The sequence below is a fragment of the Aquabacter sp. DMC10 genome (genome assembly GCF_056314145.1).
In genome coordinates, this window is sequence record NZ_JBQUYX010000005.1 from 58,538 (window position 1) to 75,381 (window position 16,844).

At 67.1% G+C, this 16,844-nt stretch carries 17 protein-coding genes; 8 read left to right on the forward strand and 9 right to left on the reverse strand.

What is annotated here, in order from left to right:
* The first annotated feature begins 69 nt into the window (after positions 1-69).
* Genes msuE through ACT54L_RS14855 form a run of 6 tightly spaced genes read left to right on the forward strand, consistent with a single transcriptional unit; the run spans position 70 to position 5,454 of the window.
* Positions 70-669 carry an FMN reductase gene (msuE, locus tag ACT54L_RS14830; RefSeq protein ID WP_476086410.1) on the forward strand — a complete coding sequence of 200 codons (600 nt, stop codon included), beginning with the start codon at positions 70-72 and terminating at the stop codon, positions 667-669.
* Between the two features lie 19 nt (positions 670-688).
* A complete protein-coding gene (locus ACT54L_RS14835) occupies positions 689-1,651 on the forward strand; it encodes an aliphatic sulfonate ABC transporter substrate-binding protein (protein WP_476086411.1) in 963 nt (320 codons plus the stop codon).
* A gap of 21 nt (positions 1,652-1,672) precedes the next feature.
* Entirely contained in the window at positions 1,673-2,629 is a 957-nt protein-coding gene (locus tag ACT54L_RS14840; RefSeq protein ID WP_476086412.1) for a sulfonate ABC transporter substrate-binding protein, read from the forward strand.
* A gap of 29 nt (positions 2,630-2,658) precedes the next feature.
* Positions 2,659-3,810, forward strand: coding sequence for an FMNH2-dependent alkanesulfonate monooxygenase (ssuD, locus tag ACT54L_RS14845; protein ID WP_476086413.1), 1,152 nt, complete (start codon positions 2,659-2,661; stop codon positions 3,808-3,810).
* A complete protein-coding gene (ssuC, locus tag ACT54L_RS14850; RefSeq protein ID WP_476086414.1) occupies positions 3,807-4,586 on the forward strand; it encodes an aliphatic sulfonate ABC transporter permease SsuC in 780 nt (259 codons plus the stop codon). Before ssuD ends, ssuC begins: the two co-directional genes overlap by 4 nt.
* A gap of 10 nt (positions 4,587-4,596) precedes the next feature.
* Positions 4,597-5,454, forward strand: a complete 858-nt coding sequence (locus ACT54L_RS14855; protein WP_476086415.1) for an ATP-binding cassette domain-containing protein — start codon at positions 4,597-4,599, stop codon at positions 5,452-5,454.
* A 7-nt stretch (positions 5,455-5,461) separates the two neighbouring features.
* Here the strand turns inward: ACT54L_RS14855 and ACT54L_RS14860 are convergent, their stop codons facing one another.
* The 7 genes from ACT54L_RS14860 to ACT54L_RS14890 form a co-directional block, all read right to left on the reverse strand.
* Positions 5,462-6,622 (reverse strand): iron-containing alcohol dehydrogenase, encoded by a 1,161-nt coding sequence (locus ACT54L_RS14860; protein WP_476086416.1) that lies wholly within the window; start codon positions 6,620-6,622, stop codon positions 5,462-5,464.
* A 17-nt stretch (positions 6,623-6,639) separates the two neighbouring features.
* Positions 6,640-8,109, reverse strand: coding sequence for an aldehyde dehydrogenase (locus tag ACT54L_RS14865; protein ID WP_476086688.1), 1,470 nt, complete (start codon positions 8,107-8,109; stop codon positions 6,640-6,642).
* A gap of 5 nt (positions 8,110-8,114) precedes the next feature.
* Positions 8,115-9,002 carry an alpha/beta fold hydrolase gene (locus ACT54L_RS14870; protein WP_476086417.1) on the reverse strand — a complete coding sequence of 296 codons (888 nt, stop codon included), beginning with the start codon at positions 9,000-9,002 and terminating at the stop codon, positions 8,115-8,117.
* Positions 8,995-9,579 (reverse strand): amino acid synthesis family protein, encoded by a 585-nt coding sequence (locus ACT54L_RS14875; RefSeq protein ID WP_476086418.1) that lies wholly within the window; start codon positions 9,577-9,579, stop codon positions 8,995-8,997. The genes ACT54L_RS14870 and ACT54L_RS14875 overlap by 8 nt, the downstream gene beginning before the upstream one ends.
* Before the next feature lie 97 nt (positions 9,580-9,676).
* Positions 9,677-10,405 carry an amino acid ABC transporter ATP-binding protein gene (locus ACT54L_RS14880; RefSeq protein ID WP_476086689.1) on the reverse strand — a complete coding sequence of 243 codons (729 nt, stop codon included), beginning with the start codon at positions 10,403-10,405 and terminating at the stop codon, positions 9,677-9,679.
* Between the two features lie 34 nt (positions 10,406-10,439).
* Positions 10,440-11,162 (reverse strand): amino acid ABC transporter permease, encoded by a 723-nt coding sequence (locus tag ACT54L_RS14885; RefSeq protein WP_476086419.1) that lies wholly within the window; start codon positions 11,160-11,162, stop codon positions 10,440-10,442.
* A 134-nt stretch (positions 11,163-11,296) separates the two neighbouring features.
* Complete coding sequence (locus ACT54L_RS14890; RefSeq protein ID WP_476086420.1) at positions 11,297-12,166, reverse strand: transporter substrate-binding domain-containing protein; 870 nt, start codon at positions 12,164-12,166, stop codon at positions 11,297-11,299.
* 174 nt (positions 12,167-12,340) lie between these two features.
* Between ACT54L_RS14890 and ACT54L_RS14895 the strand changes: the two genes are divergently transcribed.
* Positions 12,341-13,030, forward strand: coding sequence for a GntR family transcriptional regulator (locus ACT54L_RS14895; RefSeq protein ID WP_476086421.1), 690 nt, complete (start codon positions 12,341-12,343; stop codon positions 13,028-13,030).
* A gap of 194 nt (positions 13,031-13,224) precedes the next feature.
* Here ACT54L_RS14895 and glnA read toward each other — a convergent pair whose 3' ends face one another.
* Positions 13,225-14,634 (reverse strand): type I glutamate--ammonia ligase, encoded by a 1,410-nt coding sequence (glnA, locus tag ACT54L_RS14900; protein ID WP_476086422.1) that lies wholly within the window; start codon positions 14,632-14,634, stop codon positions 13,225-13,227.
* Between the two features lie 47 nt (positions 14,635-14,681).
* A complete protein-coding gene (locus ACT54L_RS14905; protein ID WP_209100254.1) occupies positions 14,682-15,020 on the reverse strand; it encodes a P-II family nitrogen regulator in 339 nt (112 codons plus the stop codon).
* Positions 15,021-15,263: 243 nt separating this feature from the next.
* On the opposite strand from ACT54L_RS14905, the gene ACT54L_RS14910 reads away from it, so the two are divergent.
* Positions 15,264-16,742, forward strand: a complete 1,479-nt coding sequence (locus tag ACT54L_RS14910; RefSeq protein ID WP_476086423.1) for an NAD(P)H-hydrate dehydratase — start codon at positions 15,264-15,266, stop codon at positions 16,740-16,742.
* Positions 16,743-16,844: the final 102 nt, after the last annotated feature.

Consider the following 16,844-nt stretch of genomic DNA (forward strand, 5'->3'; position numbering starts at 1 on the left):
CGCACTGCCCACCCCCTCAGCTTTCTCAGGTTTGCGATCAGCGCCGGTGCTCCCGGCGGAGGAGACTTCATGTCCATTTCGTTTGTTCAACCCGCTTCCAAGGGCAGCGAGCCCCTGCGGATCGTCGGTTTCTCCGGCAACACGCACCGTCCCTCCCGCACCCGCGCGCTGGTGGAAACGGTGGGCTCTGCCTTGGCAAACCTTCGGCCCCATCGGTTGGAGATCTATGACCTGGTGGATGCCGGCCCCGGGCTCGGCGCATCTCGCCGCGCGGATCTGCCGCCGGAAGCGCGCGCCATCATCGAGGCGATCGAGCAGGCGGACGCGCTCATCATCGGCTCCCCGGTCTACAAGGGTTCCTATGCGGGCCTGTTCAAGCATGTGATCGACTTCGTCGAGCCGGCGGCCCTGGCGGGCAAGCCCGTGGTCATCACCGCCACCGGCGGGGGACACCGCCATGCCCTGGTGGTCGAGCATCAGCTGCGGCCCCTGTTCGCCTTCTTCGCCGCGCTCACGCTGCCCACGGCCATCTATGCCGGCGAGCGGGATTTCTCCGACGGCGCCCTGGCCGACCCCGACCTCAAGGCGCGGGTGCTCCAGGCCGCCCAGGAACTGGAAGCAGCGTTGGAACGCCCTGCGCGCGCGACCGTCGCCCGCCGCGTGGCATGAGCGGAAAGGAGACGCAGCCATGATGAACAAGCGGACATTCCTGAAAGGCGCGCTTGGCGCCTCGGCCCTCACGCTCGCCGCCCCGCGCGCATTCTCGCAGTCGACGGCGGTGCCGCGGGAATTCAATGTGGGCTACCAGAAATCCAGCGGCATCCTGGTGGCCGCCCGCCGGCAGCAGGTGCTGGAAACCCGGCTGAAGGCGCTGGGTGTCGAAAATGTGCGCTGGGTGGAATTCCAGTTCGGCCCGCCCCTCCTGGAAGCCCTGGGCGCTGGTTCCGTGGACATCGGCACCGTAGGCGACACGCCGCCCATTTTCGCCCAGGCGGCCGGGGCCAACCTGCTCTATGTGGCCGCCGCCCCGGCCACCCAGAACGCGCTGCTGGTGCCCAAGGGCTCCCCCTTGCAGTCCGTGGCGGAGTTGAAGGGCAAGAAGGTCGCCATCGCGAAAGGCTCGTCGGCGCAGAACTTCACCGTGCAGGCACTGAAGCGCTTCGGCCTGTCCTTCTCGGACATCACCCCGGTCTATCTTACCCCGGCCGATGCGGTGGCCGCCTTCTCGTCCGGCCGGGTCGATGGCTGGACCGTGTGGGACCCCTATTACGCCATTGCCGAGGTGCGCCACGGCGCCCGCCCGCTCATCAGCACGCCCGACGGGCTGGAGAGCCACACCTTCTACCTGGCCAACCGCACCACGGCCACCCGCTCTCCCCAGGTGCTTAAGGCGGTCCTTGAGGAATTGCGCAAGGTGACCGCCTGGGCCGCCTCGAACCGGGATGCCCTCGCCGAGCTGACCGCCGAAGTCACCGGCGTGGAGCTGCCCGTGCAGAAGATCGCCACCAGCCGCTATCCCATCGAACTGAATCCCATCTCCCCGAAGATCGTGCGCCAGCAGCAGGACATCGCCGACACCTTCTTCGACCTGAACCTGATCCCCAAGCGGATCGATGTGGCCGACATCGTCTGGCCTGCCGCCCGCTCCTGACCTTTAGACCGAGGTTCTCCCATGCTTGGCTTGTCTCGTCTCGCGGCCATCGCCGCCCTCGCCCTTGGCGCCCTGACCCTCCAGCCCGCCGCCGCGGAGGAGGCACCCCCCAAGGAATTCCGCATCGGGTTCCAGAAGGCCGGCCTTCCCGTCATCACGCGCCAGCAGCAGCTCATCGAAAAGGCGCTGGCCCCGCAGGGCATTGCCGTACGCTGGGTCGAGTTTCCCTCTGGCCCGCCACTGCTTGAGGCGCTGAATGCCGGAGCCGTGGATGTGGGCTGGACGGGGGATGCGCCCCCCATTTTCGCGCAGGCCGCAGGCGCCAACCTGGTCTATGTGGCGGCCCTGCCGTCCAACGGAGCCGGCGAGGGCATCCTCGTGCCGGCGGACTCGCCCATCACCTCCGTGGCGGAGCTGAAAGGCAAAAAGGTCGGCGTCACCAAGGGATCGAGTGCGCACAACCTCCTGGTGGCCGCGCTGGAGCGGGCGGGGGTGCCCTTCTCCGACATCACGCCCGTCTATCTCAGCCCGGCGGACGCCGCCGCCGCCTTCTCAAGCGGCAAGATCGACGCCTGGTCCATCTGGGACCCGTTCTTCGCCATTGCCGAGCTGCGCCATTCTCCCCGGGTGCTCACGACCACCAAGGACGAGCTGAAGGTCAACACCTACTTCCTTGCCAACAAGACCTTCGCCAATGCCCACCCGAGCATTGTCCTCAAGGCGGAGGAGGCCCTGAAGCAGAGTGCGGCCTGGGCGGATGCCAATCGCCAGGACGTGGCCAAGGTGCTCTCCGAAGTGACCGGCGTCGACATTGCCGCCCAGACCCGCGCCGCGGCCCGCGCGGAATTCGGCATCTTTCCTCTTTCCGAGGCGGTGATCGCCGGCCAGCAGCAGACCGCCGATCGTTTCTACAAGCTCGGCCTGATCCCGCGCGCCATTGTCGTGAAGGACGCCGTCTGGGTCCGCCCCCAAAGCTGATCCCGCACATTCGCACCCTGGAGGCTGACATGGCCTGCGATCCCATCAATTTCTTCTGGTTCATTCCCACCCATGGCGATGGCTCCTATCTGGGGTCCGAAGCCCAGCAGCGGCCGCCGGAATTCGGCTATTTCAAGCAGGTGGCTCAGGCCGTTGACCGGCTTGGGTATCAAGGCGTGCTGCTGCCCACCGGTCAGGCCTGCGAGGACAGCTGGATCACCGCCGCCGGCCTTGCCACGGTGACGGAGCGGCTGCGCTTCCTGGTCGCGCTGAGGCCGGGCGTGACCACGCCTGCCTTCGCCGCCCGCCAGACGGCAGCTCTCGATCGCCTCAGCAATGGCCGGCTCCTGCTCAACGTGGTGGTGGGCGGCAACCCGACGGAGCTCGCCGGCGACGGCCTCTTCCTGTCCCACGACGAGCGCTATGCCCAGGCTTCCGAGTTCCTGAAGATCTGGGAGCGCCTCGTGTCCGGCGAGACGGTCAATTTCGAGGGCGCCTATTATCGCATCGAGGGAGGGCGTCTGGACTTCGCCCCGGTGCAGCGGCCGCGCCCGCCGCTGTATTTCGGCGGCTCTTCCGAGGCGGGGCAGGATCTGGCCGTGGATCTTACCGATCTCTATCTCACCTGGGGCGAGCCTCCCGCCCAAGTGCGGGAGAAGATCGCCCAGGTGCGGGCGAAGGCGGCCGCGCGTGGTCGCTCGGTCCGCTTCGGCATCCGCCTCCACTTCATCGTGCGCGAGACCGAGGACGAGGCGTGGGCGGCGGCGGACCGGCTCATCAGCCGCATCTGCGATGACCAGATCACCCGCGCCCAGGCGCGCTTCGAGAAGGAAATGGACTCGGTCGGCCAGCGCCGCATGAGCGCCCTTCACGGCGGGCGGCGGGATCGCCTGGTGGTGTCGCCCAATCTTTGGGCGGGCATCGGCCTTGTCCGCACCGGCGCGGGGACGGCGCTGGTGGGCACGCCGGAACAAGTGGCCGAACGGCTGCTGGAATACCAGGACCTGGGCATCGATACGGTGATCGGCTCCGGCTATCCCCACCTGGAAGAGGCTTACCGCGTGGCCGAGCTCCTGTTCCCGGCCCTGAGCCTTGGCCAAAATGGCACGTTCAACCGGCAAGTTGCCAATGAATTTGCTGTTGGCGCCCATGGCGGCTCGCGCCTGAAGGTGGCCTCGTGAGCGCGGCCCTGAAACGGGCGGCGCGGGACGGCATCGGCTGGCTCCTGCCGCTTCTGCTCCTCGCCGGCTGGGAGGCGGCGGCGCGGCTCGGCGAGATCCCTGCCAATGTGCTCCCGGCTCCGTCCAATGTGGCTGCTGCGCTTTGGAAGATGGTCCGCACGGGTGAGATCTTCGGCCACATCTATGTGTCAGCCTGGCGGGCGCTGGTCGGTTTCGCCATTGGCGGGTCCATCGGCTTTGTCCTTGGGCTCGGCAACGGCCTCTCGGACCTCAGCCGGCGGCTGTCCGACACCACGCTCCAGATGGTGCGCAACATCCCCCATCTCGCGCTCATCCCGCTGGTAATCCTGTGGTTCGGGATTGACGAGGAAGCCAAGCTGTTCCTGGTCGCGCTCGGTGTATTCTTTCCCATCTACATCAATACCTTGCACGGCATCCGCACGGTCGACCCCCAGCTCATAGAGATGGGCCGCACCTATGGCATGTCCAATGCGGAGCTGTTCTGGCGGGTCATCCTGCCGGGTGCACTGCCCTCGATTTTCGTGGGACTGCGCTATGCGCTTGGCATCATGTGGCTGACGCTGATCGTTGCGGAGACCATCTCGGCGACCTCAGGCCTTGGCTACATGGCCATGCAGGCCAGGGAATTCCTGCTGATCGACGTGGTCGTGCTCTCCATCCTCATCTACGCGCTCTTGGGCAAGCTGGCGGACAGCGCCGCCCGCCTGTTGGAGCGGACTTTCCTGCAATGGCATCCCGCGTTCCAGCCCCAATGAGGAGACCTGCATGACCATCGCCCTGCGCGGCGCCGGTGCCGCCTCCGACACCACGGTCCGCTTCGACGACGCACCGGCCCTTGCCAGCCCGGCCCTGGTGCAGCGCGGGGTCCTGGAACCGCCAGCCAGTGCCCAGCGGACCGGTGTCGCCTTCACCCTTGAGGGGGTGCGCAAATCCTTTGGGCAGAAGGAGGTTCTCCACGGGATCGACCTTTACGTCCCAGCCGGCCAGTTCGTGGCGGTGATCGGCAAAAGCGGCTGCGGCAAGAGCACGCTGCTGCGCCTCCTGACCGGCCTTGATGCTCCAACCTCCGGCCGCCTCGCCATTGCCGGCGGGCACGAACGGTCGGACATCGTGCGGGTGATGTTCCAGGAACCTCGCCTGCTGCCCTGGGCGCGGGTGGAGGCCAACGTGGCGGTTGGCCTGTCCCATATCCGCGACCGACGCAAGAAGCGCGAGGCGGCACTTCGGCTTCTGGCAGAGGTCGGCCTGTCCGATCGGGCAGGGGAATGGCCCGCGGTGCTCTCCGGTGGGCAGCGCCAGCGGGTGGCGCTCGCCCGGGCGCTCGCCAGCCGGCCCCGCATCCTGGCCTTCGACGAACCCCTGGGCGCGCTTGATGCGCTCACCCGCATCGAGATGCAGCGGCTGCTGGAGCGGATCTGGCTCCAGCAGGGCTTCACGGCGGTGCTGGTCACGCACGACGTCTCAGAGGCGGTGGCCCTGGCCGACCGGGTGGTTCTGATCGAAGACGGTCGCATCGCCCTCGACCTCGCCGTCCCCTTGGAGCGACCGCGCCGCAAGGGCAGCCCCGAGCTGGCGCAGTTGGAAGGCCAGATCCTGGAACGCCTGCTGGGCGGGGCCGCCTGAGAGCCTCTCATTCCCAGGCGGATTCGTAGAGGGCAATGGTCTGCTCCATGCTCGGCACCCTCGGGTTGTTGCCGGGGGTACCAGAGGCAAGAGCCTGGCGGGCCATTTCGGGAATCAAGGCCCGGTAACGGGTTTCGTCGATCCCAAAGGCCTTTGGTGTCGGGACTTTCAAGCGGTCATTGAGGCCGCGGAAGCCTTCCACCAGGAGACGGCAGGCCTCCTCATCCTCGGTTCCCGAGGCTGCCCAGCCCAGGGCCCGGGCGGCGGCAGCGTAAGCATCGGGGGCGGCGGAGAGGGAGAAGTCCGTGACCAGCGGCAGCAGCATGGCGTTGGACAGGCCATGGGGCACATGGAAGAGGGCGCCGATGGGCCGGCTGAGGCCATGGATGAGGGCGGTGGATGTGTTGGACACCGCAAGCCCCGCGTGGGTTGCGCCTAACATCATGGCTTCACGGGCTTTTCTGTCGCCGGGCGTGGTCGCCGCAATCTCCAGGTTCGCGCCGATCAGCTTCAGCGCCGAGAGGGCAAGGGCGTCCGCATGGGGATTGCGGTTGCGGTTGATGAGGGCTTCCAGGGCGTGGGTGAGGGCATCGAGGCCGGTGTCCACGGTCACCCGGAAGGGGCAGGTGAGGGTCAGTTCATAGTCGACAATGGCAGCAGCCGGCAGCGCAGATGTGCCTAGAATCAACATCTTCTCGTGACGCTCCGTGTCGGTGATGACACAGGCGCGGGTCACTTCGCTGCCCGTCCCGGCGGTGGTAGGGATGGCCACAAGGGGCAGGGTGGGCAGGTCGACGATGCGGGGGACCTTCAGGCCGCGGATGTCCTCGCCCGTGCTTGCGACGATGGCGGCACCCTTGGCGGTGTCGATGGCGCTGCCGCCGCCGAAGCCAATGACGCCGTCACACCTCTGAGATTTCAAGAGGTTGACGGCATCGAGCACGCTCACGTCGGTGGGGTCCTCCACCACCTGCGAGAACACCACCGCCGGGTTCCCCGCCGCCTCCAGGGCCGCGATTGCGGCGTCCGCAAGTCCGAGGCGCAGGATGGTGGGATCGACCACCAGAAGCGGTTTGCGGACGCCGAGGCGAGCGAGAAGTTCCGGCAGGAACTTCAGGCTTCCGCCGCCGATCAAGAGTTCGCGGGGGGTGAGGACGCGGTTCATCATGGCTCGGCTCCCGGCGCTCAGCGCATCACGAAGGGGTCGGGGATGGGGGCGTCGGAGGTGTTGATCCAGACCGTCTTGGTGCGGGTGTAGTCGCGGATGGAATCCGCCCCCGCCTCCCGGCCCAAACCGGACAGGCCATAGCCGCCGAACGGGGCCATGGGGGAGACCGCGCGATAGGTGTTCACCCAGACAATTCCCGCGCGAATGGAAGCGCTTAGCCGATGGGCGCGGGCCAGATTCGTGGTGAAGACGCCGCTTGCGAGGCCAAAGGGGGTGTCGTTGGCCTTGGCCAGGGCCTCCTCCTCGGTGTCGAAGGTGGTGGCGCTCAGGACCGGGCCGAAGAATTCGGAGCGGAAACAGGGGATCTGCGTGTCTTCAGACCGGAGGATGGTCGGAGCAACGTAGAATCCGCGCGAGAACCCCTCTGCTCTGCCGCCTCCGGTGACGAGTTCCGCCCCCGCCGAGAGGCTGGCGGCGATGGTTGATTCCAGATGGGCCACCTGCCGGGCGGTGGCGAGCGGGCCCATCTCGGTGGCGGGGTCCTGCGGATCGCCGATGCGGATGGCTTTCGCTTTTTCCGCCAATAGCTTGAGGAAGGGTTCGGCGATCTTGCGTTCCACCAGCAGGAGGGAGCCTGCGGTGCAGCTCTGGCCGGAGGCGGCGAAGATGCCGGCCACCACGGCGTTCGCGGCACTCTCGAAATGGGCGTCTGAAAACACCAGAACAGGCGACTTTCCGCCCAGTTCTAGGCTGGTATAGGCCAGATTCTCCGCGCTGTTCCTCACGATCTGCCGCGCGGTCTCCGGTCCCCCGGTAAAGGCGATTCGAGCGACCAGGGGATGGGTGGTCAGCGCCGCCCCGCAATCGGCTCCGAAGCCGGTCAGGATGTTCACCACCCCCGGCGGGAAGCCGGCCTCTTCCACCAGGCGGGCGAAGGCCAGGAGGGGGGCAGGGCCGTCCTCGGAGGCCTTCAGCACCACCGCGCAGCCGGCGGCGAGCGCCGGACCCAGCTTCACGGCGGACAGGAAGAGTTGGGAGTTCCACGGCACGATGGCGGCGACCACCCCGATGGGCTCGGGGCGCAAGGTCACGTCCATGTCCGGCTTGTCGATGGGCAGGACCATGCCGTGATGCTTGTCGGCGAGGCCGCCGAAATAGCGATAGTAGGAACCCACATAGCCGATCTGGGCGCGGGTCTCGCGGATGATCTTGCCGGTGTCGCGGGTCTCCAGCTCCGCCAGCTCGCCAGCATGGGCGGTGACGAGGTCGCCCAGGCGATAGAGCAGGCGGCCGCGCTCGGTGGCGGTCATGCGCGCCCAGGGGCCGTCCCGCATGGCGCGGTGGGCGGCGCGGACCGCGCGGTCCACGTCCTCGGCGCCGGCGCGGGGCATGCGGGCCCAGACCTCCTCGCGGGAGGGGTCGATGCTGTCGAAGGTCGCGGCCGGGGTCTCGAAGGCGCCGTCAATATAGTGGGCGAAGGTCGTGATCTCGGTCATGGGCCGACCTCGGCGGGCAGGGGGTGGGCAGCGTCGGCGAGCGCCTCGTCCAGGAAGGTCCGGAGCCGGCTATTGATCTCGTCGGGATGGGTGAGCGCCATCATGTGCCGCACGCCGGGCACGATCTCGGCACGGGCGCCGGGCGCGATCCGCGCCATCTCGCGGGACATGGCGGGCGAGGAATTGGCGTCGAACTCGCCGGTGATGAAGAGGGCCGGCACCTTCAGGCCGGGCAAGGCCGGGGCGAGCGCCTCGTCCGAGGTGGCGAACAGCCAATAGGTGCGGCGATAGCCTTCCACATTCACGGTGCGCAGGGCGGCGCTGGAGAGGGTGGCGGCAAGTTCCAGCCCGGGAGGCACAGGATCGCCGAACCAGCGGGCCAATGTCGGCGCGATGGAGGCGGAAAAGCCCTTTTCCTCCAGCTCCACGGCTCGCGCCTGCACCGCCTGCTTCAGCTCGGGCGAGCGGCGGAAGACGGCGTTCATGGCGATGAGCCGGCTCACCCGCTCGGGGTTGCGCAGCGCCGTGTGGGTCGCCACCAGCGCGCCCATGGAATGGCCCACCAAAGCCGCCATTTCGATGCCGAGGGCATCGAGCAACCCGATGACCGCATCGGCGTAATCGTCGAGGGTCGGCGGGTTGGGCGGCAGGAGGGAGCCGCCATGGCCGGGCATGTCGAGGGCGATCACGTCATGGCCGGCGGAAAGCGCGGCCATCTGGGGCTGCCAGATGGCGGCATTCATGCCCACCCCATGGATGAGCACCACCACGGGTCCCGCGCCCTGGCGCAGATAGGTGATGTCCCCGGACACGCCGCCGCCGCGCAGATGCACCGGGGCGGTACCTTGGGCCGCGCCATGCGCGGGGGAAGGCCGCTCAGCCATGGAGGTCCTTCAGGCTTTCGAGGTCCTTGTAGCGGTCGCCGATGCGGTGATGTGGCCGCCCGCCAATGGAGGCGCCCAGCGCCACCACCAGTTCGTCGGGGGCGGGGGCATCGGGAATGGAGAAGTGGACGGTGAGGTAATGGGAGCGCCGGCCCTCGTCATGCTTGTCCATGAGCGGGATCATGATGGGCGTGTCCGGCCCGCCGCGTACATTGGTGAAGGCGAGATAGGTCTTGGCCCCCACGGCGCGGCGATAATGATTGCCGAAATGCAGGGTGTGGATGAGGGCGGAGGCATGCTCCACCTCTCCGGCGGTGCCGCACAAAGCCGCCTTGCCATAGCCTTCCACCACCTCGCCGGAGCCGGCGCGGCGCAGGATTTCCTCGGTCAGCAGCGCGCCGAGGACGGGGGCGATGGCCATGATTTCCGGCTGGAGATCCTCCACGAAGCCGCGTCCGGCCCAGGGATTGGCCAGCACCGCCGCCGCGCCGAACAGATGAAGCGGGCGAGGGGCTTCCTTGCCGCCCTCGATGAGGACCTTCTCGTCGTAATTGACCACCTTGCGAAGCTTGAGCATGGGACGCTTTCCGTAACGATATTATGGCATGCCAAAGTGCGAGGCCTGATGCGGCCCGCGTGGCGTCGCACCCGGCGTGGCGCCGGATGCGGGTCTGTCAGTGCGACAGGATCTTGGAGAGGAAGAGCTTGGCCCGGTCGCTGGCGGGATCGGCGAAGAAGCGCTCCTTGGCCGTGTCCTCGACGATCTCGCCCCGGTCCATGAACACCACCCGGTCCGCGACCTTGCGGGCGAAGCCCATTTCGTGGGTCACCACCATCATGGTCATGCCCTCCTGGGCGAGCGCGACCATCACATCCAGCACCTCGGTAATCATTTCCGGATCGAGGGCGGAGGTGGGCTCGTCGAAGAGCATGGCGATGGGGTCCATGGCCAAGGCGCGGGCGATGGCGATGCGCTGCTGCTGGCCGCCGGAAAGCTGGAGGGGATATTTCCCCGCATGGCTCGCCATGCCCACGCGCTCCAGCAGGGCCTTCGCCTTGCGCTCGGCCTCGGCCCTATCGCGCTTTAGAACCTTCTCCTGGCCGATGCAGAGATTGTCGAGCACGCTCATGTGGGGGAACAGCTCGAAATGCTGGAACACCATGCCCACGCGCGAGCGCAGCTTGGGCAAATTGGCCTTGCCGTCGGTGACCGACTTGCCTTCCAGGCGGATCTCGCCGCCATCGACGCCCTCCAGCGCATTCACGCACTTGATGAGGGTGGACTTGCCGGAGCCCGACGGCCCGCACACCACCACCACCTCGCCGCGCGCCACATTGAGCGTGCAGTTCTTGAGCACCTGGAAGGTGCCGTACCACTTGTTGATGCCCTTGATCTCGAGCATGGGGGAAGTCTCGCCAGATACCTTGCTCATGATCTCACCGCTGCTCTGCAAGGCCTGCCGGCTCAGCCGACCCCGCTTGGCCCGCCTGGGGGTCGAAGGCACGGCCGAACCGGCGCTCGATCCAGCGCTGCACGAACTCCCAGGCGGTGGTCATGATGAGATAGTAGATGGCCGCCACGACGAAGAGCTCCAGCACCAGGAAGCGTTCCTGGATCAGGACCTGGGTGCGGCGGAGCAGTTCCTCCATGGAGATGATCGAGGCGATGGAGGTGGTCTTGAGCACCCCGTTCACCGAATTGCCCAGCGGGGGAATGATGATGCGGAAGGCCTGCGGGGCCACCACGTAGCGCATCACCTGGAAGGGCGTCATGCCGATGGCCCGCGCCGCATTCACCTGGCCGCGCGGCACGGCGGCGATGCCGGCGCGTACGATCTCGGAGAGATAGGCCGCCTCGTTCAGGGTCAGGCCGATGAGGGTCGACTCGATCACCGAGAACTTGATGCCGATCTGCGGCAGGCCCGTATAGATGATGATGAGCTGCACCAAGAGCGGGGTGCCCCGCATGATCCAGGTATAGAAATAGGCCGGTCCAGACAGGAACTTGTACTTCGACATGCGCATGACGGCGATGACGAAGCCCAGCATCAGGCCGAACAGGATCGAGAAGACGGTCAGCCCCAGCGTCACGAAGGCGCCCTCGATGAGGTAGCCATTGGTGAGATATTCAAAGAAGCCGTCCCAGTGCCAACCCTTCACGGAAGCCTCGCAAGCAGCAGGAGCCCGGCGGCGTCCGGGAGGCCCGGCGCCGTGCGGATGGGGAGAGGCGGAGCGGGGCGCTCCGCCGGTTCAGGCCGGATGGCCGGTCAGGAAAAAGGGCGCGTGCCCGCCCCTCAGTTGGGGCCGAGAACCTTGATGCCGCCCTCGGCGCGGCCGACGCCATATTCGGCGAGGAGCTTCGGCAGATAGCCGTCGGTCTCCATCTCCTGCATCACGCCCGCCACCGCCTCGGCCACCGCCTTGTCGCCAAAGGCCAGCGAGCCGGGGGTGGCATACATGCCGCTCAGCGCATGGGTGAACTCGCCCCGGTCCTGATACTGCTTGGCCACGGGGTCGATGGAGACCGCCGCATCCACCTGCCCCGCGCGCAGCGCCTGGTAGACGGTGGCGTAATTGTCGAACAGATTGATGGTCATGGGCTTCAGGCCGCGGGCCTGGAAGTCCTTGTTCAGGTCGCGCATCTTGCGCTCGGCATAGCCGCCGATGTCGGTGCTGATGGTCTTGCCGGCCAGATCGTCCACCTTGGTGATGGGCGCGCCCCCCTTCACCGCCGTGGAGATGGAGATGGCCAGATTCTCATAGGGGATCATGTAGAGCATCTTCAGCCGCTCGGGCGTCACGAACAGGCCCGCATCGATCATGTCCCAGCGCTTGCCCTGGAGGCCGGGAATCATGGCCGCATATTCGGTGCTGATGAATTCCGGCTTCAGGCACAGCCGCTTGGCGATCTCATAGCCAAGGTCGATGCGCAGGCCCTTCAGCACGCCCTTCTGGTCCGCATAGGCCATGGGCGGCAAGGTGGGGCTGGTGGCCATGACGAAGAAGCCGGGCTTCACGAGGAGGGCGTCTGCGATCTTCGGCTTGCAGTCTTGCGCCTGCGCGCCCGCGCCGAGCATCACCAGGCCGGCGACAAAACCAGACAGTTTCAAAGCCGCGCGCGTCAGCACGGGAGAGGCGGATCGTGCGGAAAAGAGGAAGGTCATTGCGTCGCCCGCTGGAATATTTATGGCGTGCCGTAATATGGCATGCCAAAATTGGACCCACAACGGCGCATTTGCGTGACGGGTGAATTTCTTGAAACAGCCCTCCCCTGGGATGGCATGGATTGAAGAATCCCCCGGCCTGCGTCAGGTGTCGTCAAACAGGACCTTGCACCCATGAACGCTGCGCTCGAACCCCTGCGGGTGGACCGCCCGGCCAAGACCCTTCGGGAGCTGACGCTGGATAAGATGCGCGAGGCCATCTACGCCCAGCGCTTCAAGCCCGGGGAACGGCTGGTGGAGCGGGACCTGTGCGAGCAATTGGGGGTCAGCCGCACCATCGTGCGGGAGGTGCTGCGCCATTTGGAGACCGAAGGGCTGGTGGCCACCCTCCAGGCGCGCGGGCCCATCGTGGCGCGCACCACGGCCGCGGATGCGCTGCAGATCTATGAGATCCGCGGGGCGCTGGAAGGCATCGCCGCCCGCGCCTGCGCCGAGCGGCGCACGCCGGACATGATCGCGGCGCTGGAGACCTGCCTCGCCGGCATCCAGGCCGGCTATGCCGGGCGCGACATGCCCGGCGTGCTCGCCGCCACCACGGAATTCTACCGCACCCTGTTCCACCATGCGGACAAGGAGATCGCCTGGGGCATCGTCTCCTCGCTCACCGTGCGCATCAACCATCTGCGGTCCATGACCATCAAGACGGAGGGGCGCGACACGGACGGGCCGATCCAGATGCAGCGCATCGTGGCCGCCATCAAGGCGGGGGACGGGGAGGGCGCCCATGCCGCCGCCCTCCAGCATGTGATGAGCGCCTCCGCCATCGCCCAGCGCCTGCTCCGGGCGCAGGAGGAGGCGGTCTAGAGCGTCTCAGAGTTTCATGGAAACACGGAGACGCTCTATTTCTTTGTTTTCACGCATTTCCTTCACGCGAGCCGGTTCCCACTTCGCTCGGAAATGCTCTAGGACCGGCAACCGGCCGGCGGCCAAAAAGAAACCCCGCCGATCGCTCGGCGGGGTCTCGCAGGCCATGGACGCCCCCGCGAAGAGGCGCCGGATCAGACCGAGTAGTACATCTCGAACTCGACCGGGTGGGGCGTCATCTCGAAACGCATCACTTCGGTCATCTTGAGGTCGATATAGGCGCTGATGAAGTCCTCGGTGAACACGCCGCCCTTGGTCAGGTAGGCATTGTCGTCCTCGAGGGCCTTCAGGGCCTCGCGCAGCGAGCCGCAGACGGTGGGGATCTGCTTCAGCTCGGCGGGGGGCAGGTCGTACAGGTCCTTGTCCATGGCCGCGCCGGGATCGATGCGGTTCAGGATGCCGTCCATGCCGGCCATGAACAGGGCCGCGAAGGCGAGGTAGGGGTTCGCGCCGGGATCGGGGAAGCGAACCTCGACGCGCTTGGCCTTCGGATTGTTGGTGTAGGGGATGCGGCAGGAGGCCGAGCGGTTGCGCGCCGAATAGGCGAGCAGCACGGGGGCCTCATAGCCGGGCACCAGCCGCTTGTAGGAATTGGTCAGCGGGTTGGTGAAGGCGTTCAGCGACTTGGCATGCTTGATGATGCCGCCGATGTACCACAGGCACTCCTGCGACAGGTCGGCATACTTGTCGCCGGCGAACAGGGGCTTGCCGTCCTTCCAGATGGACTGGTGGACGTGCATGCCCGAGCCGTTGTCGCCATAGACCGGCTTCGGCATGAAGGTGGCGGTCTTGCCGTAGATGTTGGCCACCTGGTGGATGCAGTACTTGTAGATCTGCAGGTGGTCGGCCATGGTCACGAGCGGGCCGAACTTCAGGCCAAGCTCATGCTGGGCGGACGCCACTTCATGATGGTGCTTTTCCACCTTGGCGCCCATCTTGGCCATGGCGCCGAGCATCTCGGAGCGCATGTCCTGCGCGCTGTCGATCGGGGGCACGGGGAAGTAGCCGCCCTTGGTCCGCACCCGGTGGCCGAGATTGCCGCCTTCATAATCGGTGTCGGAATTGGTGGGCAGTTCCACCGAGTCGAGCTTGAAGCCGGTGTTGTACGGGTCGGCCTTGAAGCGGACGTCGTCGAAGATGAAGAACTCGGCCTCGGGGCCGAAATAGACGGTGTCGCCGATGCCGGTGGACTTGGCATAGGCCTCGGCCTTGCGGGCGATCGAACGGGGATCGCGGGCGTAGGGCTCGCCGGTGGTGGGCTCCAGGATGTCGCAGACGATGGACATCGTGGTTTCGGAGAAGAAGGGGTCGATGCAGGCGGTGCCGAGGTCGGGCATCAGCTGCATGTCGGATTCGTTGATGGCCTTCCAGCCGGCGATGGACGAACCGTCGAAGGCGGTACCCTCGGCGAAGAATTCCTCGTCGATCATGGAGATGTCGAAGGTGACATGCTGCCACTTGCCGCGGGGATCGGTGAAGCGCAGGTCGACGTAACGCACGTCGTTGGCCTTGATGGACTCAAGGACATCCTTGGCGGTGGTCATTTGGATCTGAGCCTTTCCTACAGATACATCTTATTGCTTGCAGAACCTCAGATGGCGTCGAGGCCCGACTCTCCGGTTCTGATCCGGATCGCCTCCTCGATGCTGGACACGAAGATCTTGCCGTCGCCGATGCGCCCGGTCTGGGCGGCGCGGCGGATCGCGTCCACGGCCTTTTCTACCATATCGTCGGGCAAAACGACCTCGATCTTCACCTTAGGCAGGAAATCCACCACATACTCGGCGCCGCGATACAGCTCCGTGTGGCCCTTCTGCCGACCGAATCCCTTCGCCTCGGTGACGGTGATGCCCTGCAGGCCGACTTCCTGCAGCGCCTCCTTCACCTCGTCCAGCTTGAAGGGCTTGATGATGGCCTCGATCTTCTTCATGCGCTCCGTCTCCCCGTGGCCCGGCCCCACCGCCGGCCGGCCGCGCCGCCATCCGGTTAAGCAGGATGCGTGCCATGGGCGTCAATACAGGATGAGGAACGGCGTCCGGGACCAACTCTGCCCGGTTATACGCCAAATGTTTATGGATTGGGCGAAATTTTCGCCGCGCGGGCGGGCGTTCTTGTGCGCGATTTAGGCACATGCGGGGGTATGGGGATGAACGAGCTTTTGGACCCAAGGGAAATGGCAAGGGCGGACGCCCTGACCATTGCCGGCGGTATTCCCGGAACGCAGCTCATGGAGCAGGCCGGGCGGGCGGTGGCCGATGTGGTGGCCCGTCGTGACCTGTCCAGCCGCATCCTGATCCTCTGCGGACCGGGCAATAATGGCGGCGACGGCTTCGTGGCCGCCCGCATCCTGGCGCAGCGGGGCTATCGGGTGAAGGTGGCCCTCCTCGGCCCGCGCGCGGCCCTGAAAGGCGACGCGGCCTGGGCGGCCGAGGGCTGGAAGGGGCCTGTGGAGGCGGCGGAGGCGGTGGACCCCTCTGGCTGCGACCTCATCGTCGACGCCCTGTTCGGGGCGGGCCTTGCCCGCGACCTGGACGGGACGGCACGCCAGGTGGTGGAGAGAATGGCCGCCAGCGGGCGCCCCATCGTCGCGGTGGACCTGCCCTCCGGGCTCGACGGCGCCACCGGGCAGATCCGGGGAGCGGCGGCGCAGGCGGTGGAAACCGTCACCTTCTTCCGCCGCAAGCCCGGCCACCTCTTGATGCCCGGCCGCCTCCTGTGCGGGCGGGTGCGGGTGGCGGACATCGGCATTTCCGACACCGTGCTGGGCCCCATTGCGCCGCGCACCTTCGCCAATCGCCCCGAAATCTGGTCGCACCACTTCCCGGTGCCCCGGCCGGAGGGCCACAAATATGGGCGCGGCCACGGGGTGGTGGTGAGCGGCGGGGCCTGGACCGCGGGCGCCGCGCGGCTCGCCGCCCGGGGCACCCTGCGCGCCGGGGCGGGCCTGGTGACGGTCGCCTGCCCCCGCGACGCGCGGGAGGTCCATGCCGCCTCTTATGCCGCCTTGATGGCACGCCCGGTGGACACGGCGGACGAGCTGCGCGCGATGCTCGCCGATTCGCGCTTCGGCGCGGTGCTGCTTGGCCCGGGCCTAGGGGTGGGGGAGGCGACGCGGGAAAAGCTCGCCGTGGCCGCCGCGCCCCATCGGGCGCTGGTGGTGGATGCGGACGCCATCACGAGCTTTGCGGGCGCCTCCGCGACTCTCGCGGGCTTGATTGGCCAGGCGCGGGAGACGGTCCTTACCCCCCATGACGGCGAGTTTTCCCGCCTGTTCTCAGGGGAAGCGGACATCATCGCGCCTGGCGCCTCAAAGCTCGCCCATGCCCGCGCCGCCGCGCATCACCTCGGCGCGGTGATCATCCTGAAGGGTCCCGACACGGTGGTGGCGTCCCCCGACGGCCGGGCCGCCATTGCCGAGAATGCGCCCCCCTATCTGGCCACGGCAGGCGCCGGCGACGTGCTGGCCGGCTTCATCTGCGGCCTGCTGAGCCAGGGCATGCCGGCCTTCGAGGCAGCCGCCGCGGCGGTGTGGCTCCACGGCGAGGCCGCGCGGGAGGCCGGCCCCGGCCTGATCGCGGACGATCTGCCGGAAGCCCTGCCGAAAATCTATGCCCGCCTGTTCGCCGAGCTGACCCCGCCGGGCGGACGGTGACGGGCGGACGGTGACGGCAGCCCACGCCTGGGCGCCGCCCGACCACACAAGCCATTTATCGCATCAGAACAAAGGCATGGCCCGCGATTCTCGCGCGCCATG